This window comes from Pseudomonas neuropathica (genome assembly GCF_051174785.1).
In the GTDB taxonomy this organism is placed as follows: domain Bacteria; phylum Pseudomonadota; class Gammaproteobacteria; order Pseudomonadales; family Pseudomonadaceae; genus Aquipseudomonas; species Aquipseudomonas neuropathica_A.
Genome location: NZ_CP195111.1, coordinates 551,935 through 576,474, shown reverse-complemented (window position 1 = coordinate 576,474; position 24,540 = coordinate 551,935). Strand labels below are relative to the sequence as shown.

At 57.7% G+C, this 24,540-nt stretch carries 22 protein-coding genes and 1 pseudogene; 12 read left to right on the top strand and 11 right to left on the bottom strand.

Features of this window, described 5'->3' with window-relative positions:
* Positions 1 to 103: 103 nt before the first annotated feature.
* From ACRRSD_RS02735 to ACRRSD_RS02720, 4 genes are all read left to right on the top strand, one after another.
* On the top strand, positions 104 to 2,581 hold the full coding sequence (locus ACRRSD_RS02735) for a TonB-dependent siderophore receptor (RefSeq protein ID WP_435037009.1): 2,478 nt from the start codon (positions 104 to 106) through the stop codon (positions 2,579 to 2,581).
* Positions 2,582 to 2,817: 236 nt separating this feature from the next.
* Positions 2,818 to 6,639 carry an autotransporter outer membrane beta-barrel domain-containing protein gene (locus ACRRSD_RS02730; protein WP_435037008.1) on the top strand — a complete coding sequence of 1,274 codons (3,822 nt, stop codon included), beginning with the start codon at positions 2,818 to 2,820 and terminating at the stop codon, positions 6,637 to 6,639.
* A gap of 186 nt (positions 6,640 to 6,825) precedes the next feature.
* Positions 6,826 to 7,953 (top strand): saccharopine dehydrogenase family protein, encoded by a 1,128-nt coding sequence (locus ACRRSD_RS02725; RefSeq protein ID WP_435037007.1) that lies wholly within the window; start codon positions 6,826 to 6,828, stop codon positions 7,951 to 7,953.
* A 1-nt stretch (position 7,954) separates the two neighbouring features.
* Positions 7,955 to 8,446, top strand: coding sequence for a DUF2269 family protein (locus tag ACRRSD_RS02720; protein WP_435037006.1), 492 nt, complete (start codon positions 7,955 to 7,957; stop codon positions 8,444 to 8,446).
* Here ACRRSD_RS02720 and ACRRSD_RS02715 read toward each other — a convergent pair.
* The 5 genes and pseudogenes from ACRRSD_RS02715 to ACRRSD_RS02695 form a co-directional block, all read right to left on the bottom strand.
* Positions 8,430 to 8,897 carry a thiol-disulfide oxidoreductase DCC family protein gene (locus ACRRSD_RS02715; RefSeq protein ID WP_435037005.1) on the bottom strand — a complete coding sequence of 156 codons (468 nt, stop codon included), beginning with the start codon at positions 8,895 to 8,897 and terminating at the stop codon, positions 8,430 to 8,432. The two genes, ACRRSD_RS02720 and ACRRSD_RS02715, sit on opposite strands and share 17 nt — an antisense overlap.
* Positions 8,898 to 9,044: 147 nt before the next feature.
* The gene (locus ACRRSD_RS02710; RefSeq protein ID WP_435037004.1) at positions 9,045 to 10,046 is read right to left on the bottom strand and encodes an acyltransferase family protein; all 1,002 of its coding nucleotides are present in this window, start codon (positions 10,044 to 10,046) and stop codon (positions 9,045 to 9,047) included.
* A gap of 182 nt (positions 10,047 to 10,228) precedes the next feature.
* A pseudogene (locus ACRRSD_RS02705) lies at positions 10,229 to 10,351 on the bottom strand (nucleotidyltransferase family protein); the annotation flags it as partial.
* Between the two features lie 85 nt (positions 10,352 to 10,436).
* Positions 10,437 to 11,651: an aldose 1-epimerase family protein gene (locus tag ACRRSD_RS02700; RefSeq protein ID WP_435037003.1), complete on the bottom strand. Its 1,215-nt coding sequence runs from the start codon at positions 11,649 to 11,651 to the stop codon at positions 10,437 to 10,439.
* Between the two features lie 170 nt (positions 11,652 to 11,821).
* A complete protein-coding gene (locus tag ACRRSD_RS02695) occupies positions 11,822 to 12,094 on the bottom strand; it encodes a DUF3630 family protein (protein WP_435037002.1) in 273 nt (90 codons plus the stop codon).
* 446 nt (positions 12,095 to 12,540) lie between these two features.
* Here ACRRSD_RS02695 and ACRRSD_RS02690 point away from each other — a divergent pair, with 446 nt between their 5' ends.
* From ACRRSD_RS02690 to ACRRSD_RS02660, 7 genes are all read left to right on the top strand, one after another.
* Positions 12,541 to 13,011, top strand: coding sequence for a hypothetical protein (locus ACRRSD_RS02690; protein ID WP_435037001.1), 471 nt, complete (start codon positions 12,541 to 12,543; stop codon positions 13,009 to 13,011).
* A gap of 41 nt (positions 13,012 to 13,052) precedes the next feature.
* The gene (locus ACRRSD_RS02685) at positions 13,053 to 13,733 is read left to right on the top strand and encodes a hypothetical protein (RefSeq protein ID WP_435037000.1); all 681 of its coding nucleotides are present in this window, start codon (positions 13,053 to 13,055) and stop codon (positions 13,731 to 13,733) included.
* A 14-nt stretch (positions 13,734 to 13,747) separates the two neighbouring features.
* Positions 13,748 to 14,599: a hypothetical protein gene (locus ACRRSD_RS02680; RefSeq protein WP_435036999.1), complete on the top strand. Its 852-nt coding sequence runs from the start codon at positions 13,748 to 13,750 to the stop codon at positions 14,597 to 14,599.
* Positions 14,596 to 16,545 carry a nitroreductase family protein gene (locus tag ACRRSD_RS02675; protein WP_435036998.1) on the top strand — a complete coding sequence of 650 codons (1,950 nt, stop codon included), beginning with the start codon at positions 14,596 to 14,598 and terminating at the stop codon, positions 16,543 to 16,545. Before ACRRSD_RS02680 ends, ACRRSD_RS02675 begins: the two co-directional genes overlap by 4 nt.
* Positions 16,535 to 17,797 carry a hypothetical protein gene (locus ACRRSD_RS02670; protein ID WP_435036997.1) on the top strand — a complete coding sequence of 421 codons (1,263 nt, stop codon included), beginning with the start codon at positions 16,535 to 16,537 and terminating at the stop codon, positions 17,795 to 17,797. Before ACRRSD_RS02675 ends, ACRRSD_RS02670 begins: the two co-directional genes overlap by 11 nt.
* Positions 17,798 to 17,807: 10 nt before the next feature.
* Positions 17,808 to 18,320 carry a GNAT family N-acetyltransferase gene (locus tag ACRRSD_RS02665; RefSeq protein WP_435036996.1) on the top strand — a complete coding sequence of 171 codons (513 nt, stop codon included), beginning with the start codon at positions 17,808 to 17,810 and terminating at the stop codon, positions 18,318 to 18,320.
* 320 nt (positions 18,321 to 18,640) lie between these two features.
* The gene (locus tag ACRRSD_RS02660) at positions 18,641 to 19,108 is read left to right on the top strand and encodes a hypothetical protein (RefSeq protein WP_435036995.1); all 468 of its coding nucleotides are present in this window, start codon (positions 18,641 to 18,643) and stop codon (positions 19,106 to 19,108) included.
* A 97-nt stretch (positions 19,109 to 19,205) separates the two neighbouring features.
* Here the strand turns inward: ACRRSD_RS02660 and ACRRSD_RS02655 are convergent, their stop codons facing one another.
* From ACRRSD_RS02655 to ACRRSD_RS02640, 4 genes are all read right to left on the bottom strand, one after another.
* Entirely contained in the window at positions 19,206 to 19,568 is a 363-nt protein-coding gene (locus tag ACRRSD_RS02655) for a DUF6124 family protein (protein WP_435036994.1), read from the bottom strand.
* 506 nt (positions 19,569 to 20,074) lie between these two features.
* Positions 20,075 to 20,461, bottom strand: a complete 387-nt coding sequence (locus ACRRSD_RS02650; protein ID WP_435038571.1) for a hypothetical protein — start codon at positions 20,459 to 20,461, stop codon at positions 20,075 to 20,077.
* Positions 20,448 to 21,581: a polymorphic toxin type 44 domain-containing protein gene (locus tag ACRRSD_RS02645; RefSeq protein WP_435036993.1), complete on the bottom strand. Its 1,134-nt coding sequence runs from the start codon at positions 21,579 to 21,581 to the stop codon at positions 20,448 to 20,450. Before ACRRSD_RS02645 ends, ACRRSD_RS02650 begins: the two co-directional genes overlap by 14 nt.
* A 246-nt stretch (positions 21,582 to 21,827) precedes the next feature.
* Positions 21,828 to 22,190: a DUF6124 family protein gene (locus tag ACRRSD_RS02640; RefSeq protein ID WP_435036992.1), complete on the bottom strand. Its 363-nt coding sequence runs from the start codon at positions 22,188 to 22,190 to the stop codon at positions 21,828 to 21,830.
* Positions 22,191 to 22,671: 481 nt separating this feature from the next.
* On the opposite strand from ACRRSD_RS02640, the gene ACRRSD_RS02635 reads away from it, so the two are divergent.
* Entirely contained in the window at positions 22,672 to 23,679 is a 1,008-nt protein-coding gene (locus ACRRSD_RS02635; RefSeq protein ID WP_435036991.1) for an NAD(P)-dependent oxidoreductase, read from the top strand.
* Between the two features lie 79 nt (positions 23,680 to 23,758).
* Here ACRRSD_RS02635 and ACRRSD_RS02630 read toward each other — a convergent pair whose 3' ends face one another.
* The gene (locus ACRRSD_RS02630; RefSeq protein ID WP_435036990.1) at positions 23,759 to 24,151 is read right to left on the bottom strand and encodes a GFA family protein; all 393 of its coding nucleotides are present in this window, start codon (positions 24,149 to 24,151) and stop codon (positions 23,759 to 23,761) included.
* Positions 24,152 to 24,153: 2 nt separating this feature from the next.
* The gene (locus ACRRSD_RS02625) at positions 24,154 to 24,402 is read right to left on the bottom strand and encodes a DUF6555 family protein (RefSeq protein WP_435036989.1); all 249 of its coding nucleotides are present in this window, start codon (positions 24,400 to 24,402) and stop codon (positions 24,154 to 24,156) included.
* Positions 24,403 to 24,540: the final 138 nt, after the last annotated feature.

Genomic DNA, 24,540 nt, shown 5'->3' with positions numbered 1-24,540 from the left:
CCGTGAACCGGAAATATTTTTTACAGCGTTTGCACTTTTCACGCACACCGTTCGGCTCATCCCTCAATGAGTTTTTATTGAGCGTTTCTGGGGGAGGGTAAGCATGTCTCGGGTGTACAAGTCTGGTCGTCTGGCGACCGCAGTGAAGGTCGGACTACTGGCGGCAACGACGGCCGGGGTCTGGTCGACAATGACATTGGCCGCGCCAGTGTCGGCGCAACAGAGTTCGGTTAAATCCTTCGACATTGCTGCCGGCAGCCTGACCGAAGTACTCAGCCATTTCGCCAGTGCGGCGGGGGCAGCGATTTCATTCGATGCGCAGCAGACCGATGACTTGAAATCCCCCGGGCTCAAAGGCGCGTTCGGCACCAGCGAAGGCTTCGCGCGGATTCTCGGCGGTAGCGGTCTGCAGGCGGAACCGCAGGCCAATGGCACCTATGTGCTGCGGCCGGCACCGGTAGTCGGCTCGGCGCTGGAACTGGGGGCCACCAACATCAACGGCCAGACTCTCGGCGCAACCACCGAAAACAGCGGTTCATACACCACCGGCGCGGTAACCATCGGCAAAGGCGAGCACTCGCTGCGGGAGACGCCGCAATCGGTCACGGTGATGACGCGCAAGATGCTCGACGACCAGAACCTCAACACCATCGATCAGGTCATGGAAAAGACCCCGGGGATCACCGTCTACGACTCGACCATGGGCGGTAAATATTTCTACTCCCGGGGCTTTCGCATGTCGGGTCAATATCAGTACGACGGCGTGCCGCTGGACATGGGCAACCTCTACGTTCAGGCCGACAGCTTCAGCGGCGACATGGCCTATTACGACCGCGTTGAAGTCCTTCGCGGTGCGGCCGGGATGATGAAAGGTTCGGGCGGCACCGCCGGCGGGGTTAACTTTGTGCGCAAGCGCGGACAGGCCACAGCGCAAACCGAGATCACCCTGTCGGGCGGCAGTTGGGACAACTATCGCGGACAAGTCGACACCGGTGGCCCGTTGAACGACGCTGGCACGATACGTGGCCGCGCCGTGGTCGCCGAGCAGAGCCGGCATTACTTTGTCGACGACGCCAGCCGCAAGGATCAGGTGTATTACGGTGCGCTCGACTTTGACGTCAGCCCCGACACCACGCTCGGACTGGGTGTCGCCTATGAAGACGTCGATGCCAATCCGTGCTGGGGCGGTCTGCCGCGCTACAAGGATCGCAGCGATCTGAAACTCGGTCGCTCAACTTGCCTCGATCCGTCGTGGAATACCTGGCGCAGCCAGCGCACGACGGTGTTCAGTGATCTCAAGCATCAGATCAACGATGACTGGAGCCTGAAGGTTGCCAGCGTTTATACAAAAAACACGCAGGACATCAAATACGCATTCGCCTCCGGTGCGGTGACGCCGGGCGTCAACACCACCGGCATGCTGGGCAGCATGTACGATTACGATCAGGTCGATTACGGCCTGGATGCGTACGTCGATGGCAAGTTCGACGCATTCGGTCAGCAACATGAACTGATCGTCGGCGCCAACGCCAGCCGTTCGAAAAAGAACGACTTCTACTCCGTGGCGTTTTTGCCGCAGCGGCAAAACGTGTTCAATCCCGACAAACATATTCCTGAGCCGGACGACAGTTACTTCATCGAAAACTCCTCGCGCGGCGGCCCGGTCAATTCGCTGACCAAGCAGAAGGGCGTCTACTCGACGTTACGCCTGAAACTCGCCGATCCGTTGACGCTGGTCGTCGGTGGGCGGGTCAGCTGGTACAGCTCTGAGACTGATTCGGACTTCATCAACACCGGTACTTCGGAGCATTCCAGTTCGACGGAGACCGGCCAGGTCACACCGTTTGCCGGTGTGCTGCTGGACTTGAACGAGAACCTGACGGCTTACGCCAGCTATTCGGACATTTTCACCCCGCAAGGCAACTACCGGTCCGAAGACGGTTCGGCGCTCAAGCCACTGGTGGGCCAGAGCTATGAACTGGGGATCAAGGGCGCCTGGTACGACGGTCGACTCAACGCCTCGTTCAACCTGTTCCGCACGATTCAGAAAGATCAGGCGCAAACCGACTACAACTCGTCCTGCCCGTCGTCCGATGGTTATTGCTACCTGAATGCCGGCAAGGTTCGCGCGCAGGGTTTTGAAGCCGAGATCAGCGGTGAAGTCATCGAACGCCTGCAATTGCTCGCGGGGTACACCTACACGCAGACCAAGACCCTCGACGACATCGACAGCAGCCTGACCGGTGCTGCGTTCAATACCTATGTGCCGCGACACGTGCTGCGCATGTGGGGTGATTACGCGCTCAGTGGCGCGCTTGAGCGCTTTACTCTCGGCGCCGGCGTCAATGCGCAAAGCGACAACTTCCGCGTCTCACCCGCCAGTGGCGAGAAAATCAGCCAGTCGGGTTATGCGATCTGGAACGGTCGCATCGGCTACCGCATCGATGACACCTGGTCGGTCGCGCTCAACGGCAACAACCTGTTCGACAAGCGCTACTACTCGACCATCGGGACCGAGACGTTCGGCAGTTACTACGGCGATCCCCGTAACTTCATGGTGTCGGTCAAGGCGAGTTTCTAGTTCAGCCTGAAGCGATTGCATACGCCGGTTGGTCTTGAGTGCAGAGGTGCCTGAGGGTTCAGCTCCTTGCGGTCACTCTGCGCGCGCGTACCGGCCGCTTAGTTGTAAGGCCGGTTGTGTTTTCCTCCTTCTTTTGAAATAGCTACTAAGGTCTATAACTGTAGTCTGGAGGCCATATCGGTTTGTTGCCGACAGTGGCCGCTCAGTGGTGGAGATAGCTGAACAGGGAGGTTCTCATGCACGGTGCCAGCGGCCATCCTCACGGTGGGCACGCCCCGCATTTCATTCGTAACGCTTTACTGGTCGCCATGGCCAACACCCTGATGCTCGCAGACGCTCAGGCCGCTTGCGGTCCCTTGGCTGCGGGTGCCTACAACGTCTCGCAAACCTGTTTGCCTGCCGCTGGTGTCGATGCGTCGATCAGCACCCAGGCGGGCACCACCATCACCACCACGGCCGGTTCCTCTTTGAACAGTCGTGGCAACAATGCCAACACCACGCTGACGCTCAGCGGCACCACGGTGGACAGCACGCCACCAACGGCTGCCAATGCGGTGTTTGCCAATGTCATCGGTAGCACCGGCAACGCGAGCCTGAGCGTCAATGGTGGAACCAATACCGTCAATATCGGTGGCAGTGGCCTGGACGCGCTGGCGATAACCAATGCCGGCGCCGGGTCGTCGACGTTCTCGGTGAGTTCCGGTACCACGCTGAACATTCTCAATACCGTGGTCGGCAATGAACACGATGGCATCGACATAAACGCCAGCGGCGGCGGGGCGATCAACCTCAATCATCAGGGCAATGGCCAGATCACTTTGCTCGGTGGCAGCATCTGGACCAAAGCCACGGGCAGTGGCGAGACCAACGTCAACGTCGGCAGTGGCGTGAGCATTCTGGTCAACAACGATGATGCACTCTCCGCCGGGCCACCGATTTTAGATGACACCTTGCCCACCGCCGGCATCGGCAACCACGCCGGCGTGCACACTCGCGCGGTCAATGGCAACACCACATTGATCAACGCAGCAAATGTGCAGAGCATCGGCATGAACGCGTTCGGCTTGTTCACCGAGGGCGGCGCAGGCGATACCCGCCTGACCAACAGCGGCACTTTGAGCACCAGCGGCCTCAACGGCTTTGGCATTCGTTCGTTTTCCAGCGTCGGCAGCATCGCCATCGTCAACAGCGGTGCGATCACTACCACTGGCGGCGCCGCACACGGCATCTATGCCAACGACAACGTCGGTGGCAGCGGTTCGATCAGCGTGGAGAACAACGCCACCATTAACGTTGGCAGCACGGCCAACACCGCCGGTTCACGGGCGATCTACGTAATCAAGCGCGGCACCGGTGATGTCGCGATCACCGGTAGCGGCGACATCAACGTCCTCGGCGACATCAACACCACCCGGGCCTACGCGATCATCGTCAGCGCGGAAAACAACAATGTGCTGATCGATTATTCGGGTGATCTGTTCGCCAGCGGATTCGGTGCCGGTGGTATCCGCGTCGACGCGACTGGCGGCAATGTTCAGGTCAACTACCGTGGCGATCGCATCGAAACCCTGCACAGCAACGCCAACGGCATCTATGCCTCGACGCAGTCGCCGACGGGCACCGTCAACGTCAATTCCGGTGGCACGATCATCACCCATTCGAACGCCGGCTCGGGCGACGGCACCGGCATTGGCTCTTTTGGTATTCAGGCGCTGACGCTGGGCGGCGACGTGGGTGTTGTGTTCAACGGCCCGCTGATCGACGTCAACGGTCAAGGCGCGGCGATTCTGGCCGGCAATGCCTTCAACTCGGGCAGCGGGCTGGGCACGCTGAACGTCAGCAACAGTGGGGAATTGATCGCTCGCGGCAATGACCAGCGCGGTATCCGTACGCTGTCGGTGACTGGCGCGCAGAGTGTGGTCAACAGCGGCTCGATCCAGACGCTCGGCGCTGGCAACAGTCAGGGCATTCTTGCCGAAGCCTCGGGTGCGGCCAGTGTTTCGGTGAGCAATAGCGGCGCGATCACCACCCAAGGCACGGCCTCGTCGGCCATCGACGCGCTGACCGAGGGCGGCAGCGCCACCGTGACCAACACGGCAGCCATTCAGGGCGGGCGAGGCGACAGTAGCGGGGTCGCCCTCGGCGGTGCGAGCCAGACCTTGAACAACTCAGGTGCAATCAGTGCGCTGAGCGATGTTTCCGTACGCGCCGATGCGACCACGCCGGGCACGACGTTTGTGCTCAACAACACCGGGCAAATGACCGGTGCGGTGAATGCCGTCAGCGCGGCCAGCTCGGTGTCCAACAGCGGCACCTGGACACTGCGCAATTTTACCGACAGCAGCGGCACTCGCGATACCTGGGGCGTTGCCGTCAGTGATCTCGGCACATCGGGCGCCAACAGCATTGATAACAGCGGCGTGATCCGTCTGGCGGCGCAACCGGCGACGGGCATCGCCAGCTTCAATGCCAGCGGCGCCTATTTGCCGCTGGGGCAGGCGGCCAATACCCCGACACTGGGCGGCGCCGTGCAGGGTCAGTTGCTCGGTGTAAACCGATTCACCAACAGCGGCACCCTTGACCTTGCCGCTGGCAGCGACACCGTCGGCAATGTGCTGCTGATCAGCGGTGCCAACACCGCCGGCACGGATGGCAGTGGAGTGTTCGTGTCCAATGGCGGCCGGCTGTTGCTCAACACCACGTTGAATGGCGGTGGCACGAACAGCCTCTCCGATATGCTGGTGGTGGACTCGACAGCCACTGCCAGCGGCGGCACCACGGGCGTTATCGTGAGCAATGTCGGCGGGCAGGGCGAACTGACTCAAGGCAATGGCATTGCGGTGGTCGAACTGCTCAATAAAGCCGAAGCCGCGAGCGACGCCAATGCGTTTCAACTGGCCCGGCGGGTCGTGGCCGGTCCGTACGAGTATCGTCTGCAACAAGGCGCCGAGGATGGTAGCGGCAAGGACACCTGGTATCTGCGCTCGGACGCTGTGCCTCCGGACGGTCCGCCGGGTCCTGATCCCGATCCCGATCCCGATCCGTCGCCGGTGCCCAATTACCGTCCGGAAGTGTCGCTATACGGCGCGGTCCCCGCGCTGGCGCTGGTTTACGGTCGGACGATGGTCGACACCCTTCACGAGCGGGTCGGCGAGGAGCGTCTGAATCGTGGCGATCCATTGCCCAAGGAAGATGAGTCGACCCTGGCGCCGTCGATGGGCTGGGGTCGGGTGATCTACCGCAGCGGTAAACAGGATGGCGATCGCAAAAACGCCTTGGGCAACACACCCGAATACAACTATGACCTGACGGCTTTCCAGGTGGGTACCGACCTCTACCGCAAAGTGCGACCTGACGGCAGTCACGAGCAGGCGGGGCTGTCGTTGTCCGCCGGTACCATCGACGCTGGCGTCAGCCACTACACCCGGCGCGCCGCTGGCGAAGACACTTTGCGCGCTTACGGCGTCGGCGCCTACTGGACGCACTTCGGCCCCTCCGGCTGGTATCTGGACGGCGTGTTGCAGGTCAATCGCTTCGACATCGAAGCCAAACCCAACGACCTCGCCAAACTGAAAACCCGTGGCTGGGGCTACACCGCTTCGCTGGAAAACGGCTACCCGTTCGAAGTCGACAAAAACTGGTACATCGAGCCGCAATTGCAGGCGATCTACAGCTCTGTCGATCTGGACAGCAGTGATGACGTCGGCGCGAAGATTCGTTTCAAGGACGTTGATTCACTGATCGGCCGCGTCGGCGTGCGCATCGCCAAGGACTGGGACACCGAGGGTGTCGACAAAACGGCGCGGCGCACCAACGCGTGGATCCGGCCGAGTGTCTGGCATGAATTCAAAGGGCAGCCGAAAACCGAGTTTTCCTCCGAGTCGGGGTACATCCCGTTCGAATCCGATATTCAGGGCACGTGGGGCGAGGTGAACGTGGGGGTGGATTACCAGGCCAACCAGCGCACGACGTTTACCGCTTCGGCTGGTTATCGTCAGGGGTTCGATGGTGACAGCCACGGGTATGACGCGATGCTGGGGTTCAAGATCAATTTCTAGGACTTTCTGCTACACCGCAAACCCTTGTAGGCCTTCGCCTGCTCGCGATAGCGCAGTGTCAGCTAGCAGATCAACATCTGACACAGCGCTATCGCGAGCAGGCGAAGGCCTGCAGTGGATGGCTTGCTGACCTTCGGCCCTATATCCTGCACGCCTGTTTGATGGATTGATTTAGGGAAGAATTGCATGCTGTTCAGGGTGATGGTGGTCGGTGGTTACGGAAATTTCGGCAGCATCGTGTGCAGGCATCTGGCGCTGATGCCAGACATTGGGCTGGTGCTGTCGGGCCGTGATCCGCACAAGTTGCAACGCAAACTCGATGAGCTGAACAGTCAATCGGTCAACGTCTGCGAAGGCTGGTGCGGCGACGCCATGGGCGCCGGGTTCGAAGCCGCTTTGCGCGCGCTGAATATTCAATTGGTCGTCCACACCGGCGGGCCATTTCAGGGGCAATCCTATGCCGTCGCCGAGAGTTGTATCGATGCCGGCGTGAACTACTGCGATCTGGCGGACTGCCGCACTTTCGTCAACGGCATCGACGTGCTCGATGCGCGAGCGAAGCAGGCGGGCGTGGCGATCCTCAGTGGTTGCAGCTCGGTGCCGACACTGTCGTCGGCGATTATCGACGAGCAGCGCCAACGCTTTTCCCGCATTGATTCGATCGAGCATGGTATTTCCTCATCGGCGAAAATGCCGGGGCTGTCGACCATCGAAGGAGTATTGGCCTACGCCGGCAAACCGATCAAGCAACTGAAAAACGGCAAAGTCCATGAAGTGTCGGGCTGGCTGGATCTGACCTTGCGCAAGATGCCGCAGATGGGTACGCGGCTGCTGGCCAACGTCGATGTCCCGGACATGGACATCTTCGCCGGTCGTTACGGCGCGCAGACCCTGAAGTTCAAGGCAGGCGCCGGGCTTAAACTCGGCGGCATCGCCAACGGTTTGCTGGCTCGGGCATTGAAAGTCGGACTGGTGCGCGACCATGCCCTGTGGGCCGCCAGACTGCATCGCCTCGGCACGCGCTTCGAGCGTTTCGGCGATGGCAAAAGTGCGATGTACATCGACATTCAAGGTCTTGGCGTTGACGGCAAACCGCTGTCGATGACCGCGCAACTCACCGCCCTGAACGACAAAGGCCCGGAAATCCCCAGCTGCGCCGCCGTGGCCCTGGCGACGAAAATGGCCCAAGGTTACGTGCCACCCGCCGGCGCCCGACCGTGCGTGGGCGAAATCAGCGTCGCCGAGTACATGGCCGCGATCAATGACCCGGACAACCTGAGCCTGGCCGTGAGCTTCTCGGACGGGCAGCGCTGACATGCTCTATCTGTGCCTGAAGTACCTGCACATCATCGCGGCGATCTTCCTGTTCGGTTTCGGCATGGGCTCCTACCTCTACCTGATCGCCGCCAGCCGCACCGCCAACCCGCAAGTGATTGCCCACGTCGCACGCATGGTCGTGCGCTTCGACACCTGGATCACCACACCAGCGGGTTTCGTGCAGATCATCACGGGTTATCTGCTGATGCGACTGTCTGGGCTGTCGATGAGCACCGAGTGGGTGCTGACCTCGCTGATCATCTTCTTCTGCGTCGGCTCGCTGTGGTTGCCGGTGCTGCTGTTGCAGAAGCGGCTGTGCGTAATGGCATTGAGCGCGAGCGAGGAGGGGGCGAGTCTTGATGAGCAATATCAAGCCGTGTACCGCCAATGGTTCTGGATGGGCGTGCTCGGGTTCGCCGGAATGTTCGTGATCGTGCTGATGATGGTGACGAAGATGACACCGCTGCAGTTGTTCAGCTTGCTGACGTAGGTGCGGTTGCTTTCAGAAAGCGCTGTTCATGATCAGGGTTCGGCAGCAGGCAAGTGTCGTATTTGCCGAACAGGCGATAGCGGTTCAGCGCAATGCGGTCGTAGGCCCAGTCGCGCAGGCCACGGGGGAAAACCCGCAGCAGGCGCAATGGTTGCCAACGGGCGGGTAGTTGGCTGATGACTTCGAAGAACGCGTCCGAACGTTCCCAGTAGTGACGGTCGCGGATGACGGCCATGGTGTCGAACTGATCCACCGGCAACCCGGCCCACTCGAGCAACGCCTGCCCCTCAGGCGACTGAACCGCTGCCAGACGTACGCGACGTTGATGATCGTGGCGGATGAGAAACCGCGCCCAGCCGTTGCAGAGTTTGCACACGCCGTCGAACAGAACCACGGATTCGCCGGGGTTGAGCAGCGGGGCGGGGGTAGGGCGGGTTTTCGGAGTGGGCATGGGTTGAGTTCGGCAGAGGCTGGAGTGCTGCGATCATAGCCTCAGAAAGTACGATCTGCGAATAGCCAGTATTCGGCGAGAGCCGGGCGGGTGTCTGTGGACATGGGACAGACCACGTTTAGAGGCGTGATCTGTCTCCTGTTGCCGTCACACCGCTGTTTCACCACCGCGCACTTCACTGCCCCGACCTTTCACACCCTCCCGAAGTGCATGCCGAAGCTTCAGCGCCGGCCGCTCGACGCAGTAATACGAAACACCACTCAGCAAGAACGACAGCACCACCACCATCGCAACCTTGTGCCAGTCGAATGAAGTGATTGGCCAGAGACTGTGCAGGAAGTAAATCACCACGAAGTGATTCAGGAACACGCCGTAGCTGATGTTCCCGAGAAACTCGTCAATCCGGTGAAACCTGAGCTTCGTCAACAAGTACACGGCGGGGATGCCCAGCGCGATGCCAGCGGCGACTTCGGCGTTGGACGGTCGGCGCTCGATCCAGCCCGCCACGATCGCCACAAAGATCAATGCTGCCGCCACGGCGGTCGCTGCGGCGATGGCCAAACCCTTCATCCGGGGTTTGTAGAGGTAGCTGCCGCACAGGAAGATGAACAGGACGCCCGGCAACAGACGGTAGCCGTAGTAATCGGTGTTGATCAATCCGAGGCAGGCGGGGATGAAAACCGCAACGGACAAGACGAATGCCACGCCCCGTAGTCTGTAGATGATCAGGAACGGGATTACCAGGTAGAAGCACATTTCCAGTCCGAGCGACCACGCCGGAGGCACAATCCACGTTCCGGTCGCGCCAAACATATAGAAACCGAGGGGCACGATGGCCAGGCTCGCGGCGATGTTGCTGACGGTCAGTTCGGCCCATTGTGGTGTGCCGGGCAACAGCAAATAGATCACCACACAAGAGACGACAAAGTAGAACAGGAATTGCGGATAAAGGCGCAACGCGCGGTCGAGGTAGAACCGGCCGACTTTCTCGGGCGCCTTGTAGTTGCGTTCGATCAGTGAGGTCATCACGAAACCACTGATGAGCAGGAAGGAAATCACAGCAACCACGCCAGGGTTGAAGCCCATGAACGTCTTGCCCATATGCGAAACGGCGACCAGCACGGCCAACAGCAGACGATAGGCTCCCACGTGTATCCCCAAACGACCTTGTAGTTATGGCGGATAAATTACGATGCTTCGTGGGCGGATAACAGGTTTTTCTCTGTGCTCGGGTTTAAAGGATTTCAGCGATGGATCAGGTCTGGAAACGAGGCTAGTCGCCATGGACCTTATAGTTGCGTGACGAATGTCAGCTCAGGCCAAGTCTCACGCCACGCTTGGTCGAGCAGCGCCGAAGGCTCGCGTTGATGCAGGTGATCCCATACCAGGCTGCGCACGAAGCCGGCGGCAATCCAGCATTCAGGCAGGTTCAGATTGCGAGCCAGCAAGGGCATTGGCCATGGCCTGCTTTTTTCGGCCAAGAGCCGACAGTCGCTGTCGTATCGAGTAGTCCATCGGCTACCAATGCCCTGGCCGGTGTCAGCCCTTGGTCAGATCAACCAGCGGCGTCTGACGAACCTCAGTCTCGCGCCCACCCTGAATCTCGCTCACCTGCTTCAAGGCTTTATCCACTGCCGGCTTATCCGCCAACAAGCTGTAGCTGATGCGGAACTGCTTGTGTTCCTTCGGCCCGATTGTCGGCACCAGGTTCAGTGGCCGCTGATAACGGCGGTTGTAGGAAAAACTTGTCCCCGGCTCCAGCCCCGTGACATATCCCTGGCCTTGGGTATCGGTGTTCTTCCACAGGGAAAACACCGGCAGTGTCTGCGTATTGAAGCCAACCGAAACGCCCAGGCTGCCAGCCTTGTTATGCAACACGGTCAACGTATCGCCCTTGGCATCGGCATACGGCACCACGTTGTAAACCGTTTCGTCGTAGTCCTTGGTCGGTGCGCGGTAGGTTTGCCATTCGGGCAGATCGCCCTTGGCCTTGTCGTTGAACGGCGACACTTGCTTCACCGGCGCGGCGAAACGAGCGCCCTGTTCCAGGAACGGGGTGCTGAAGTTACTGTGATACAGCGCTTGGTATTCCTTCGCATAGTCGCCGTTGTTGGTCAGGGTGTCGTTGAGGGCGAACACTACGCTGCCGGCTTCGGTGACCAGTTCCGTCGCGACGGAGAAGTCGACCTTCTTGAACGCCTGCTCTTTCAGTTCGCCGCGCAGGGTGATGGCGTACGGTGGTGTTTCATCGATGTGCAGGGTGACTTTGTTTGCAGGAATGTTGGCGGCTCGACCGTGCAGGGTTAGCAATTCGCCGTTGTCGACGCCGGGGTGGCCGACCCATTCGTACCCGCAGCGGGTGACCAGCTCATTGAAACCTTCCAGCCAGCCCAGACCACCGCGGCCATTGAGTTCGATGAAGGACGGATTGACCACTTCCTTTACCGGCGAATCCCAGCCCATGCGCACATTGCCGACCGAGGCCTGCAAGACATTCATTCCCCGTGTCGGCACTACCGAGAGTTTCATCGTACCGTTATCGATGTCGACAATGCTGACGCCTTCCTGCCGACCGCCATGCAAGGTGCGCAGGCTAACGCTGAAGGGTTTATCGGTTTTTATGCCGAGTTGCTGGCTGGTGATCTGCCAGTTCTGGGCGGCTTTGTCGGTGTCGAGCAGAACGTAATCCCAAGCCATGGCGTGGGACGCAGCGGACAGTGCGCTGAGGGCAACAACGAGTTTGAGCGGGGTCATGGCAGCAGCCTTTCTTGGAGTTGTGCGCTTTTTATAAACGTGATGAAACGTTTCAGCAAGCTTAAATGGCGACGCTATACTGGTGTATGCCAAGGAGGATTCTGGATAACCTGGAAAATCGAGTAGACACTTGGCGCAAATTCGCCGCTAGCTTTTACAGCGCCTGGCAGTTACCGCCACCGGGCTGTTCGCGCACTGTTAGCAGATAGTGGCCGCTCAGGGACGTCCGCTTTCGGCCAGAAGCTGACGGGAATGACCACTGAAATGCCTGAATAGTGTTCAAGGTGTAGGGTAAGCGTGTGTTCATCCACCAACAGATCCCAATAGCGCTGGTCCAGGCCATCGAGCCTCTCTTTCCAGCAACCGCCCAGCCCTTGCTCAATAACCCCGGCCACGTCCTCGAAAAGCTTCCAGTCGGCTTCTTCTGAAACTTCAATCCTCACTATGCGTCACCTCACCACCAACATTCCTCCGATTCTGGTGGCTCCTGCGAATGGCCGCAATGGGTCGACACCTAAGGGAGGAGGATAACGAACGTCGTTTTTTGCTGCGGTGAGTTTCTTGTTGGTGCAACGGCTTCGTGCGGGAATGAGGCATTGCCGGTCCAGTACCCCACCTTACAGTGCAACAAGTTTCAGGAACGCGCCTGAGTTGTACCACCCGCTGTCGCACTGTTCATCCTATTGCAATGCTGAGCTTGTACTGAATAGTTACTTGTCGGATGCGCGGATATTCCCGATATTTGTGCGAGTAATGCCTGAAGTTATTGGTTATAACGAAAATACAGGCTGGCAGCTGAAAATGATTTAAGTCGCACCGTTGACAGTCATGAATAAACTAAGTGATATTTCAAATGCTTTCAAACCCAGGAAATGGAGACAACGGAAAAATGTCATTCAATTATCAGGAAGTCCCTAGCGTACTTATTCAGGATCCGCTGGCTGGGCATGCGTACGTCATCAGCAGCGATGAGCTCAAAGAGTTTGAACTTACACCGGCCAGCCTGAAAAGCATCAATGACGGAGTTGTAACGTTTGTCGTTCCTGATGACGAGTTCATCGAAACGACGCCAGCGTTCAACGCCAGCGGCAGTAAAACTCCTAGCGTTATTATTCAGGTGCTTTCTGTAAACAAGTCCTTTCTGCTCAGCTATGAGCAACTTCAGTTATTCCGGGTGCAGCAGCCAAACGATTACGGTGGTTACGGTATTTCCTTCGTCATTCCTTCCGGCAACGAATTCCTCGAAGACCTTTCACCTGTCCAGCAGGCGATGTTGCAAAGCGGAGAGGTCTGCGACGCGGGTACGTCCAGTCGCAAGATCTGCTCGCTGCCGGCACAGAACGAGCAGCACGCTCAATAGTCAATCGGGCCCGGCGCGTTGTGCCCGGGCCATTCAGCAGAATGGATGCTCGCAGCAATGGAACGGTTTTCCCTTTCAAAAAAAAACTTGCCCTCGATCCGTCAGATGATATTCGCTATTTAGTCATTGATGATTTTCTTGAAAATGAAACCTGTAATGCCCTGCACGTAGAGCTTTTGGCAAATCAGATGTGGCGTCAGAAAAATCCGTTATCAAAACACCTGCACAACGCTCGTCCTAAAAGCGCCCTGATTGTCTCTGTGGTTAACGCAATAACTGCGCAAGTAAGGCAGGATGCACTTGAGGATATAGATCTTATAGATTATTGGGCGTTGTTATATTCGCTCAATACCGATGGCAATGTACACGCCGATTTTGGCCAGCTCACACTGACGTATTGGTTGACGCCGGAACATTACAATCTTGATCCGGCAACGGGTGGGCTTTTGTTATATGACGTGCGGCGCGACCCTGGACAGGGTGCCAATATATATTTGGCGGCGGGAAAGGAATCCGAAGACTATGTTAATAAAAGTACGCGAAGGAAAGTGGTTATACCCTATCGATACAATCGGGCTGTGCTGTTTGATTCCAGCCACTATCATAAAACCCATTCGCCGAACTTCGATAACTCTCGCCCTGAGGGTATGAGAATGAATTTGACGTTGGCCTATGCCAGCGCCGCACATGTTGAACAACAGTTCAAACTCATCGAAAGCTGATCCGGGCGATCCTCATGCAAGGCATTACTTATAAGCTTTTCAACGAACATTATCGACTGCTCACCGACAGCGCCGAAATGTACGCCTTTCTTCTCGATGTGCTGGAAAAGCACGTTGTTGTCGACGCTCGGGTCAGGCCGAAGTACGACATTCATATTCCATGGCTGAGCCCCGAGAGAAGGCGTTATCTGACGCGCACGGCTCCCTCGTCGGATCATGCCTTGACGGAGGTTTCCATTCGCGAAGGGGCGACATCGTTCTCGGCATGGTCCAGTACCGCGCCGCCGCTCGTTCCATTCAACCTGGACGTGATAGACGGTCGTTACTTCGCTTTCCATGCGGCGGCTGTCGAAGTTCCCCGTTACGGCGCAATCATCCTGCTTGGCAACAAGGGAGCAGGTAAAAGCACCAACTCGCTGGCCTTGTGCAAGGAGCAGGGCTGGTCATTGCTCACCGATGAAACCTGTGTGATTGACGCTCATGACCTGAGTATTCACGCCTTGCTGCGCCAACCGCATGGTTATGAAGTCGATGAACAGCGCGTCGCGCGCAAAAGCGTACTGCGCTATGCCGACAACCCGTGGCTGGTCACGGCCAGCGTGGCGACCCCGCGGCTGGCTTTCGAACTCGTGCACATTCAGGGGTTGTCGATACCGCACGTTCAGCCGATCAGCGACCTGAAGATTGCGACTCAGATATTGCTCAGGCATCAGTTGCAATTCGGCAGTTCGCCCGGTGCTGCCTTGTCGTGCACGAAAGCATTGGCGGCCAACGTGCAATTGAGTCAGGTACATCACGGTGGTTATGAAAGCTTTGCACTGACCCGTGAAACCATTTTGAGCAGCGTTAACAGGATGTTCGCATGACTGCGCTTTTTACTAATCCCTCGCTTTACATACTGCAGACCAAATTGGTTTCCCCGAACAGCCAGGGCAATAGCCGCTGGACGGTCATCAACCCGGATACCACTGCACTTTACGGGGCCGTCGGCAAAGATGTTTACCCCAGACTGCTGCAGATTCTGAAGCGTGCAGGCACGCGGTCCGACGTGGATCTGGCGGATGTTGCAAGCCTGGTGGAGAAGGGGCTGCTTATCGAAGACCAAGACCGCCGGATACGCGCTGAGGGCCGAAGGTTTCTCGATCACTACCATGAGTTTGTCCATGACTACCGCTTCCATAACTACGCTTCGGTGGAACGCTTCAGAAAAGATCGAGAACAAATGGCCGAATATGGCAAGATCCAGACGCCGCCATCGGTCTATACGCAACGCGACCAGCGTTCTGAAGCCTTCTTGCTTGCACCGCCTCGAATGGACCTCGATGAGGTAGAGGACGAGCTGCAACTAGTCAGCAATATTCTATCGGGTACGTTTCTCGCTGTAGGGCAAATCGAGGGCGGAGATTTCGGGCCGTGGCTCCGCAAGGCCAGCCCCTCGGGCGGCGCACGCCATCCGACCGAGGCGTGGGTGATGGTGTACGGCAAGCGTGACATCGCGGACGGCATCTATTATTTCGACGCACCCTCCAATAAGTTGTTTTGGAAAGGCCCTTACCGATCGGCTGACGATAGCGAGCAGTTAGCGCTCATCATTACCGCTCACGTAGAGCGACCAATGTGGCGCTACCGTGAAAGCAGAAGTTTTCGCGCCGTACTTCTGGATGCCGGGCACTGCATAGAAACGCTCAACCAACTGAGCGGAGCGTTTGGCTGGACGCTGAAGGGGCGTGATATCCCGCAAGCCGTTCTGCAGAGCCTGGACCTTCAGGATATCGCGCTGTGCGCCCTGGACATCTGTCGAGGGACCGGCGAAGAATCGGCTGTCGGGATCGATCAACCGACGCCTTGCACCCCTCAAAAGGTGCCGCGCGTAGAGCGAGATACCGAATACCGGACCAATCCTTTTCTGTGGGGCTCGTTCACGGGGGAGGAACTGACCGGCACGATTGCCTACCCGCAGAGCACTAGCCTCACGCTGAGCGACGATATGCTGCGCATACTGAGTTATGCCCAGGTATCCCGACGCGGTGATCGTCCCTCGACGCCGGGAGCTATCAGCGCCAATCTTGGCGTTCCAGAGGCGTTGGTCCGAGTCCTTATCGAGTCGGGACTGCTGCTCGAGCAGGAGCGCGTCAAGGCGCTCTATGCCGAGGGCGCTCACTGGATCGCTCACGGTTGGTATCAAAACCTCTTGCTATACCTGGAATACCGATCGACCAAGATCCACGCATCACGCCAGCAAAACCTTACGCTTCTTGCGCCACCCAGACCTGAACACCCTGCCATTCTCTGGCGTGCGCTTTCGCGCCATCGAAAAACCACCCGGTCCTTTACCAATGACACACTTTCGGCAGAGCACTTGAGCCAAGTACTGGCACCTTGTCTGGAACTGCTGCAGAGCCACGCCTCGCTGGAGCTGTTTCATTTGAAAAGGCATGCCAACGGTCATTTCGAGAGAGAAAAGTGGAATAAGGCATCAGCGAGTTTCGTTACCCAGGCATCGGTTGCCGCCGCCGCGCTGGAAAGTGCGGTCATCGGTCAAAGCCCGATCATTCAGGCATCGAACGTGCTTTGGCTTTCCATCTCGGTACGGGATCTGACAGCGGAAGGTTATTTCAACGCCCTGATGGTACTGGGTATCGCCGCGCAGAAACTTTGCATCCAGTGTGCATTGCTGGGGTTGGGTATATTCGTGACCCCTGCATCAAACGATGGCGAGGCCGCGACGATCAGCCATTTTGACTCGCTGCATAACATCAATTACTTCGCAGCCATCGGGCATGGGGCAGGAGCTGTCAAACGTGAAGACTGAAAATGGATCTTTGGCCTACAGCGATCAGCGGCGTCTGCTGAGAAACATCAACCACTCGACACTTGTGCAGTTCGCGACGCTGGCGATGTCGCTGCTCTTCGGCGCCTACATGATCAGGCGCGTCGGTGCCGACTATTTTGGACACATCACGTCGGCCAATGCGGTCATTTCCATCTGCATCATCTTTACCACTTTCGGCTGGCCGGTCCTGCTGACCAAAATCTTCGCCAACGGGCATCGAGCAACAGCGTTGCGGGCACTGCGAAAATCCGTCGGCGATGCATGTGTCATCACAGTCCTGACCGGGGCGGTGCTTTACGTGCTGATTCTGCTCGGCGTTCTGAAAGAGCCGGCGTACCCCTTTGCCTTTTTGCCCTTGCTGATCTTTCTGCGATCGCTGGCAGCCTTGGCAAAGGCGGTGCTTGATGGGCTCGGCAAGGTCGTCGTCGAGCAATATGCACTGGGAATCGTTCTGCCTCTGCTGACCATCCTGTGTTTCATATTCGCCGGCACACTGGACAGCGTTGACAGTCTGTTCGTCATTTACAGTCTGTCAGCGCTGATCGGCCTGGCCGTGCTGGCGGGCATCGCCACTACGGCTGCCGGCCCGGGGCTCGACGCTAGCCAGGCACCACCTGCGGAAAAGCGCTCACACAACTGGTGGCTGATGTCCGCAGGCTTGTCGAACGTCGTGCTGCTGAACACCGACATTATCATCATGGGCCACTACGTCGCAGAAGGGGTGATCGCCGTCTACGGGATCATTAGTGTGGTCGTGGCAGTGATGACCATGGCAATCTCGGCCGGAAACGCAATCTACGCTCCAGTCATCGTCAAGCACTATCAGAACAATGACTATAGGGCTGCGCGCATTATCTTCCGCAGCGTGCAGAAACGGGTATTGATCTGGTCACTGCCGTTCTTCCTGATCGTGTCTCTGTTCCCGGGCGAAATTATCGGCGCCCTGACTGGAAACGCGACCGCCCCGGATCTCGCCGGATGCCTGATTATTCTCGCCGTCGCTCAACTGGTGAATGCAGCGACTGGCCCCGTGGCCACTTCGCTTTACATGAAGGGCGAGATTGCGTTCTTCGCCAGCAGCATGATGATCGCAGTCGTGTTGAATATCGCCGGTAACCTGTGGCTGGTCCCAGAGTTTGGCGTGCTGGGGGCAGCCGTTTCCACTGCCGTCGTCATCGCTCTGGCTAACGTCGCCCAGTACCTCAGGGCCCGTCAGTTGCACATCGTCTAGGAGACACGAAATGAGCATCCGCCGTGCCACCCCCGAGGACGCAGTTCAGATCGCCCGGATTCACTGGGCGTCATGGCAGAGTACCTACCGCAACATCATTCCCGAGGCCTATCTTGCGCGGATCACGGTCGAGTCGCGGCTGGCTCACTGGGAACGCCAGATCGCCAGCGCAGAACTGGACATACAGGTCTGGACCAATGATGCAGGGGACGTCTCGGGCTGGATCGCGACCGGTCCCGATCGCGAGAATCCGGGCGACCCGAACATCGCCGAAATACATGCGCTCTACATCGCCCCGCAACACACGGGTAAAGGAATCGGGCGTCGGTTACTCAGCCATACAATGGCGCAGCAGAAGAACGCCGGACGATCGCGGATCGTGCTCTGGGTCTTGGAAAGAAACGAATCGGCCGTGATTTTTTATCGCCAATCCGGCTTTGGCAAAGACCCCGTCAAGACTCAGCTCATCGAGCGCGGCGGGGCTGCACTGATTGAGTTGAAACTGCAGAGAGTCATTGCCTGAAGCATTGTTGGGGCTGTTCGGATAGCGCGCTGCGGTTGCCGCAGAGACGCAACGGCGCAATCCATCTGAACACTGACTTTCCGAATACCTGACACGACGATCAGACCTTTTTGCGCAAGCATCCCGCATTGAGTACGTGCGCCGAATAAATCGTGTGGGCAACTGCATCGATGCTCAACTTGATCAACTTTTGGATGGCGCCCATCTGGACGGCAGACGTTCGGGAGCGGCCGCTTATGCCCCCTTGCGGCAACGGAACGAAGACCTCGCCGTCAGCTAATCTATTTCAGCAATAACGACGTTGAACGCGAGGCAAGGGAATGAAAATGGGGTTTAGGGATGATCTAAGCTGTTCGATGGTTTTGATTATTTTCGTTCTCGGTTACGCATCCACTGGTGGCAACACGCTTTACTTAGGCTTTTGGTATCTCATCGGAGTGCCAGTGGTAATGTTGCTTCCAGGCTTGATTTTACGTTCTCGGGCCCTGTTTCTAACTGGAACAACAGCTGCAGCGGTTGTCACTCTTCTGGTCTACATGGCGATCGTATCCAGCTCGGGTCGTGATGGCGGTCTAGTTGGGTTGGGTCATTTATTTTCTGTCCCGGGGATGGTCATCGGTACAAGTGTTTCGGCTTGGTTGTTGAGGTTCCGTGTAAATGCGAGGTTGCCATGGATTGTCGCGGGCTTTGCGTTTCTGGGAGCCGGCTTCGGTTTCATGATTGCCCAGGTTATCGTGTGCACCACCGCTATGTACTGCGGCGCACTATCGATGGGTGTCTGGAATTAACTGAACAAGTGTCCACTTCTGGCCGTTACCAGACGCATCAGGTGTTCTTAATCCCTCTGTGACGGATACCTGACGACCGCCACAAAGGGATCACCCCTCAATCCACCGGCACAACATTATCCAGCGCTTGATTCACCGCCAATTCCCCCAGCATCACCACTTGCGCAATGCCCTGAAGGGTCTTGCGCGCCGGGCCTTCCACCGTTCCGATCACATTGCCCAGCATCACCGCAGCAGAGCCCAGCGATTCACTGGCGTTGACCAGTAATTCCTCTGTCGCGGTTTTCGGGTTGGCCTGAAACATGCTACTGGGTCGGTACGGCGTGGCCATTATCTGGTCGGCCGGTTTGAGGTAGTGATCGAGGGCGCGCTCTGCGGCTTCGTGGAATTTCTTTGAGTCGGGTGATTCATACGGGGATACCGGATCTGTTTCCGGCGGGTTTGGCGTGATCTTGAACATATCTTCTTTTTCCTGTTGGGTGGCCGCCGCACCGAGCTACTAAACAGGGGGTGGCAGCTGTACGCAGGTTAGTAGACCGGGGAAAAGAAGAAAGCCGGCGCGCCCGAGGGCGCCCTACGCACAGCCGCCATTGAGTGCAGGTACGCAAATACCTTGTGATGGACGCTTGTGCACTTTCATTTACCACGGGCTACTAAACCCGATCACTGGGAATCAGTGACGCGAACCAAGTTACCGGTGGCCCTTGAGGCGCACAAGCCGGCGGATTCTGGCGCAGTCGTAGGCAATGGCGCAAGACGTTGTAGCCTCAAGCAGGTAACGCGACGTGTCTTTTAAACAATGGCGGAAAACGCCTAAACACGCCTCATCGACACGCCGTTCAAAATGCCGCTCGTCAGTTGTCCTGCAGCAAAGAACAGCGGGTTTGATCTCTTGAACATGGGTAAGGATTTGAGGCAGACCACGTCTAGATGAGTGGTCTGGTCCCACTGATCTCTCGACCCTTTCTATTCTGGAAATGGCCCACAGGTTTCAATCGCGCTGTCATCAGTTCGGCTATCGATGGCACCATCCTTTCCGATGTACACATCAGTGTTCGGCCATTTGGGCTTGACCCGGATGCAGTGCGATTTTCCGCCGTTGTTCCAGTCGAACTCCATAAAAAACTGGCTGTTCGGGAAAATATGGCCTGCACCCCCAGTGACTTCCCCCGGGTAGATCTCGCCCTTTGAGATGTCGTGTTGAACATTCAAAATGTAACCGAGGCGCCCCTGTCCCTTGTCAGAGAAGTGGAAGCTTACTTGAGGTGTGGCGACATACCAAAAGACGATGGGGGCGAGTAACAACGCCACCACCCAGCGCCAGACATGCCGTTTCGTTTTATTTGCAGACATGGTCACGTGTGCCATCCCCCCAGCTTGAACGTGGCAGTGCTAAAACTTCGTTCATGACCATCTTTGCGGTAATCCCTCCGTTGGGGTGTTGTGTGTAGAGTTTGACGCCAATGCTGATCGAGACTCGGTCGCCTATGTCGTCCCAAGCCCGCATGCCTCCGATATCTGCTGAGCGGTGAGGTCCTTTTCGTTCGCTCCACTTCTGAATTTTTCGAAGGGAGTCTGATGCCACCTGCTCAAGCCCGGCGCCGTCCAGAAGCATCTCTTCAGAAAGACCTCCGAAGCGCCCCACGTAGCCATAGTGGATGTTCGACCAGATGTCATAGAAGTAATCGACCTGACCTTGCTTCTGCCAAGGTCCACCGAACCGTTGCCCAATTGTCACTTTGTGATCCCAAGGCCGATTTTGACCGACCCGCTCAGCCCAAAGGGCCATTGCGGCGACGGTGTTACCAAGTGCCATCGCTTGGAAATTAGGGGGGGCAAGGCGTGCATACAAAGGTAGCTTTTGAAATTCTGCGTTTTCGGCTGCTGCGTCGAAGCTCAACAGCTTTTTCATTTTGAGCACGGAGGGATGGGTGATGTTTCGGTTCATTTCCCCGGCGATATAACTGGCTACCTGTTCCATCATGTCAGGGTCTTTGCACGTGACGGCAGCTTTCGGTTCAGGTTTTGCCACTGGCTTTTTCGGGGCGGGTTTGGGTGTTACCAGCGCGTTTGCGGCTACTGCTTTCTCTTTCAACTTCGGATCAGCGAGCAGCGTGGCCATTTTCTCATCATCCACAGAGCCATCCGGACGAAATGCTCCGAGTGCCATGAAGTTAATGATCGTGGCACCACCCGAGTCACCCATGACAAAACCACCACCAACATCACCTGATCCGGAAATGATCGTTCCGCCGTGGCTGGTTGGACTCCCCAAGTGGGCCATGGGCCGCCCGTTCACTTGAATAGATGGGAACCCTGTAGTGATTACGGCTCCACAGCCACAGGTGTCGCCAACGCGAGCAGAGCCCATAGAGTTAATGTTTACGTCGCCACTGGCGGAAGCAATCGGTGTAGTGGCGTGACCGGGCAATGGGCAGACATGCTTGTCACCCAATCGAGCGGAGGGGGTCATACGGCATCCTTGTCGTGCAATGAAAATGTCAAAGCGTGAGGCTGAAAAGTGTTTTTCACGCTTTGGGAGATTACCGCACTGGCTGAGGCGAGTCTTTAGGAAGGATCTGAGTTTGTGTTTTTGACCAACTGGTTTTATCGGAAAGGTACCTGCCAGAAGTCGCAGTTCTTGGCCGATAGCAGGCGCGTTAAAATATTTGTCCCCTTTGTGGCGGCAACCTGACCACCGCCACAAAGGGATCACCCCTCAATCCACCGGCACAACATTATCCAGCGCTTGATTCACCGCCAATTCCCCCAACATCACCACTTGCGCAATGCCCAGCGCAGTTTTGCGGTGGCCTGGGTCAAGGATAGCGGCGAAGTTGCAGAGCATTTCGGTGGCTGAGCTGAGGGACTCGCTGGCGTTAACGAGCAGGGACTCGCTGTCGTAGTCGGCGTTTGCCAGAAACATGGGGGCGTGTTTCTGGTCGCTGCCCATGATGCGTTGGGCTGGCGTGAGGTAGTAATCGAGGGCGCGTTCGGCTGCGTCGTTGAGTGTTCGCGAGTCTGGGAATTTGTAGGGTGAGACTGGATCGTTTTCTGGGGGATTCGGCGTTGGAAACTCCATATGGGACTTAAGGAGCCATCACCTTCGCTACCAAACGAAAGGTGGTGGCCATACGAAGGTTGGTAGACCGGCCCATATGGAAAATCCGGCGCGCCCGAGGGCGCCCTGCGCATGGCCACCATAAGACAAATGCTGAAAAAGCATCTGCGCACAGTGACGTTATGCGTCATATGAGAGCGGGCTACCAAACCCCATCACTGTTTTTCAGTGACCCGGAAACGATAAAACCTGCATCCCAGACGCACAAGCCGGCGGATTCTGGCGTAGTCGTAGGCAACGGCGCAAGGTGTTGTAGCCTTAAGCAGGTAACGCGACGTGTCTTTTAAACAACCGCGAAAAACTCCTAAACATACCTAATCAACACGCCGTTCAAAATGACGCTCGTCGGCCCGTCTTACATCCCAGGCAATGGTCTGGAACCCTCACGCCAAGGCGCGCACCAACACTAAGTTGCAACCCAAAAAGACGAGGAGGGATACCGATGTCAGTTCATCCGATTCTGTTTCTAGGCGGTTCCGGCGCCATTGGCCACCGTTCTGCTGAAGCGTTGCGTGCCGCCCATCCCGAGGTCCCTTTGCTGATCGGCGGCCGCGACCTGGCCAAGGCGCAACAAGCCGCCGAGGAAATGGGCGGGGCGCAGGGCGTGGTCATTGATTCTGCTGCCGATGACCTGGGGCTGGGCGATCGCCCGGTCAGTGCCGTTGCGGTTTTCTATATGGATCATTCCCTTGCCGGCCTGCGTTTCGCGCAGCAGCGCAAGGTGCCGCACCTGAGCATTTCTTCCGGCGTGTTCGAGATCGCGCCGCAGATCGCCAGTTTCATCCATCGCCCTGATGCCGCGCCGATCGTGTTGGGTTACGAATGGATGGTGGGCGCGACAACGGTGGCGACGCTGCATCTTGCCGAGGCCTTTGCCCGGGTGCGCGACATCCGCATCGATGCGTTGGTCGACGAGCAGGATGGCGGCGGGCCGACAGTGGCCAAGGATTTCGAACACCTGAACAAGATGCTGCCCGCCGCCCTGACTCGGCGCGATGGCAATTACGTCTGGCGTGAGGGCGAGGATTTGAATGTCAGCTTCCGCGCGGTGGACGGTACAAAGATGCAGGCGACCGGTTTCTCGTCCATCGATGTCACTGGGCTGGCGGCCGCCACCGATGCGCCGAATGTGCAGTTCAATCTCGCCAGTGGGATCAGTTCTTCGCGGCGCGCGGGTCGGCCGATGTCGACCGAAATTCTTATCGAAATGCTTGGCGAAGATCGCAACGGGCGACAGTTGCACACCCGGCATGCCCTCGTGCATTCGGCGGGCGCCGCAGCGCTCACGGGATTGAGTATCGCGATGCTGCTGGAGCGATTGCTCGGGCTCGATGGTCGAGCGCCGACGCCGGCAGGTCTTTACTTCCCTTATCAGTTGCTCGAGGCCGGTGCGTATCTGGAGCGTCTGAGCAAGGAGGGCGGTGAGTTGCTTGAGCTGAAAGTGCAATAAGGCAGGTTTCTTTCGCTAATGCCGGTTTTGCTCATTGAACCGCTGGCGAGCCTTGATCTACTCGCCAGCGGACATTGCTTCACGGCGACTGCCAAGGCCCGCCATCCGCCACAGGCACCTCGCCCAGATCATACGGGTTGACCCCTTCAAGGCAGCCAACATTGAAGCCGAACTCTTGCGGGTTGGTGCTGCGTCGGTGATGGGTGTAGATGCCGCAGTTGCCGCAGAAAAAATGCTCGGCCACTTGCTGGCCAAAGCTGTACTGCAACAAGGCGGATTTCCCTCGGATAACCTTCAGGTCAGCCGCCGGCACCGCCGCAACGATCGCGCCCCGGCGTTTGCAGAAGGAGCAGTCGCAGCGGTGCGGCGTGGGCAGGCCATCGGGCAGGTGGATTTCGAGGATCACGGCGCCGCAATGGCAACTCGCGCGATGGTCACGGCGGATCTGCGTGTTACCGATCTGTTTGAGCATGACTAAGCCTCCATCCAGTCCACCGTTGCCGTCTCACGCCATTTCACCTCGGTGATGCCGAACCGCTCGGCCTGGGGTTTGGAGATGACTTTCAACGGTGGTTTGCCGGGCTTGGGAATCGGCGCAATACCGGCATCGCAGCTCGCCCAATGCCATGCGTCAGCGTTGCGCATGCTTTTTGCGCGGATGACGAATGATTTTGGCTGGCCGTGAAGTTTGTATTCGATGACGAAGATGTCGACGTTACTCATGCGTTCCTCCTTACGCTCATACGCAAATGAGTTTTGCCGACGAAAAAAATTCAAAGGATTTTCACAGTGGGTTTCAGGCCTCGCGCAGTTGTTTTGTTTTGAACACTCAGAGCGCTCGTGAGCCTAACGATCAACCGC

Bases quoted from the DNA above. Each gene is read 5' to 3' on its own strand.
- ACRRSD_RS02735 (WP_435037009.1), top strand. From the start codon at position 104: ATGTCTCGGGTGTACAAGTCTGGTCGTCTGGCGACCGCAGTGAAGGTC.
- ACRRSD_RS02730 (WP_435037008.1), top strand. From the start codon at position 2,818: ATGCACGGTGCCAGCGGCCATCCTCACGGTGGGCACGCCCCGCATTTC.
- ACRRSD_RS02725 (WP_435037007.1), top strand. From the start codon at position 6,826: ATGCTGTTCAGGGTGATGGTGGTCGGTGGTTACGGAAATTTCGGCAGC.
- ACRRSD_RS02720 (WP_435037006.1), top strand. From the start codon at position 7,955: ATGCTCTATCTGTGCCTGAAGTACCTGCACATCATCGCGGCGATCTTC.
- ACRRSD_RS02715 (WP_435037005.1), bottom strand. From the start codon at position 8,897: ATGCCCACTCCGAAAACCCGCCCTACCCCCGCCCCGCTGCTCAACCCC.
- ACRRSD_RS02700 (WP_435037003.1), bottom strand. From the start codon at position 11,651: ATGACCCCGCTCAAACTCGTTGTTGCCCTCAGCGCACTGTCCGCTGCG.
- ACRRSD_RS02690 (WP_435037001.1), top strand. From the start codon at position 12,541: ATGTCATTCAATTATCAGGAAGTCCCTAGCGTACTTATTCAGGATCCG.
- ACRRSD_RS02685 (WP_435037000.1), top strand. From the start codon at position 13,053: ATGGATGCTCGCAGCAATGGAACGGTTTTCCCTTTCAAAAAAAAACTT.
- ACRRSD_RS02680 (WP_435036999.1), top strand. From the start codon at position 13,748: ATGCAAGGCATTACTTATAAGCTTTTCAACGAACATTATCGACTGCTC.
- ACRRSD_RS02675 (WP_435036998.1), top strand. From the start codon at position 14,596: ATGACTGCGCTTTTTACTAATCCCTCGCTTTACATACTGCAGACCAAA.
- ACRRSD_RS02665 (WP_435036996.1), top strand. From the start codon at position 17,808: ATGAGCATCCGCCGTGCCACCCCCGAGGACGCAGTTCAGATCGCCCGG.
- ACRRSD_RS02660 (WP_435036995.1), top strand. From the start codon at position 18,641: ATGAAAATGGGGTTTAGGGATGATCTAAGCTGTTCGATGGTTTTGATT.
- ACRRSD_RS02655 (WP_435036994.1), bottom strand. From the start codon at position 19,568: ATGTTCAAGATCACGCCAAACCCGCCGGAAACAGATCCGGTATCCCCG.
- ACRRSD_RS02650 (WP_435038571.1), bottom strand. From the start codon at position 20,461: ATGTCTGCAAATAAAACGAAACGGCATGTCTGGCGCTGGGTGGTGGCG.
- ACRRSD_RS02645 (WP_435036993.1), bottom strand. From the start codon at position 21,581: ATGACCCCCTCCGCTCGATTGGGTGACAAGCATGTCTGCCCATTGCCC.
- ACRRSD_RS02640 (WP_435036992.1), bottom strand. From the start codon at position 22,190: ATGGAGTTTCCAACGCCGAATCCCCCAGAAAACGATCCAGTCTCACCC.
- ACRRSD_RS02635 (WP_435036991.1), top strand. From the start codon at position 22,672: ATGTCAGTTCATCCGATTCTGTTTCTAGGCGGTTCCGGCGCCATTGGC.
- ACRRSD_RS02630 (WP_435036990.1), bottom strand. From the start codon at position 24,151: ATGCTCAAACAGATCGGTAACACGCAGATCCGCCGTGACCATCGCGCG.
- ACRRSD_RS02625 (WP_435036989.1), bottom strand. From the start codon at position 24,402: ATGAGTAACGTCGACATCTTCGTCATCGAATACAAACTTCACGGCCAG.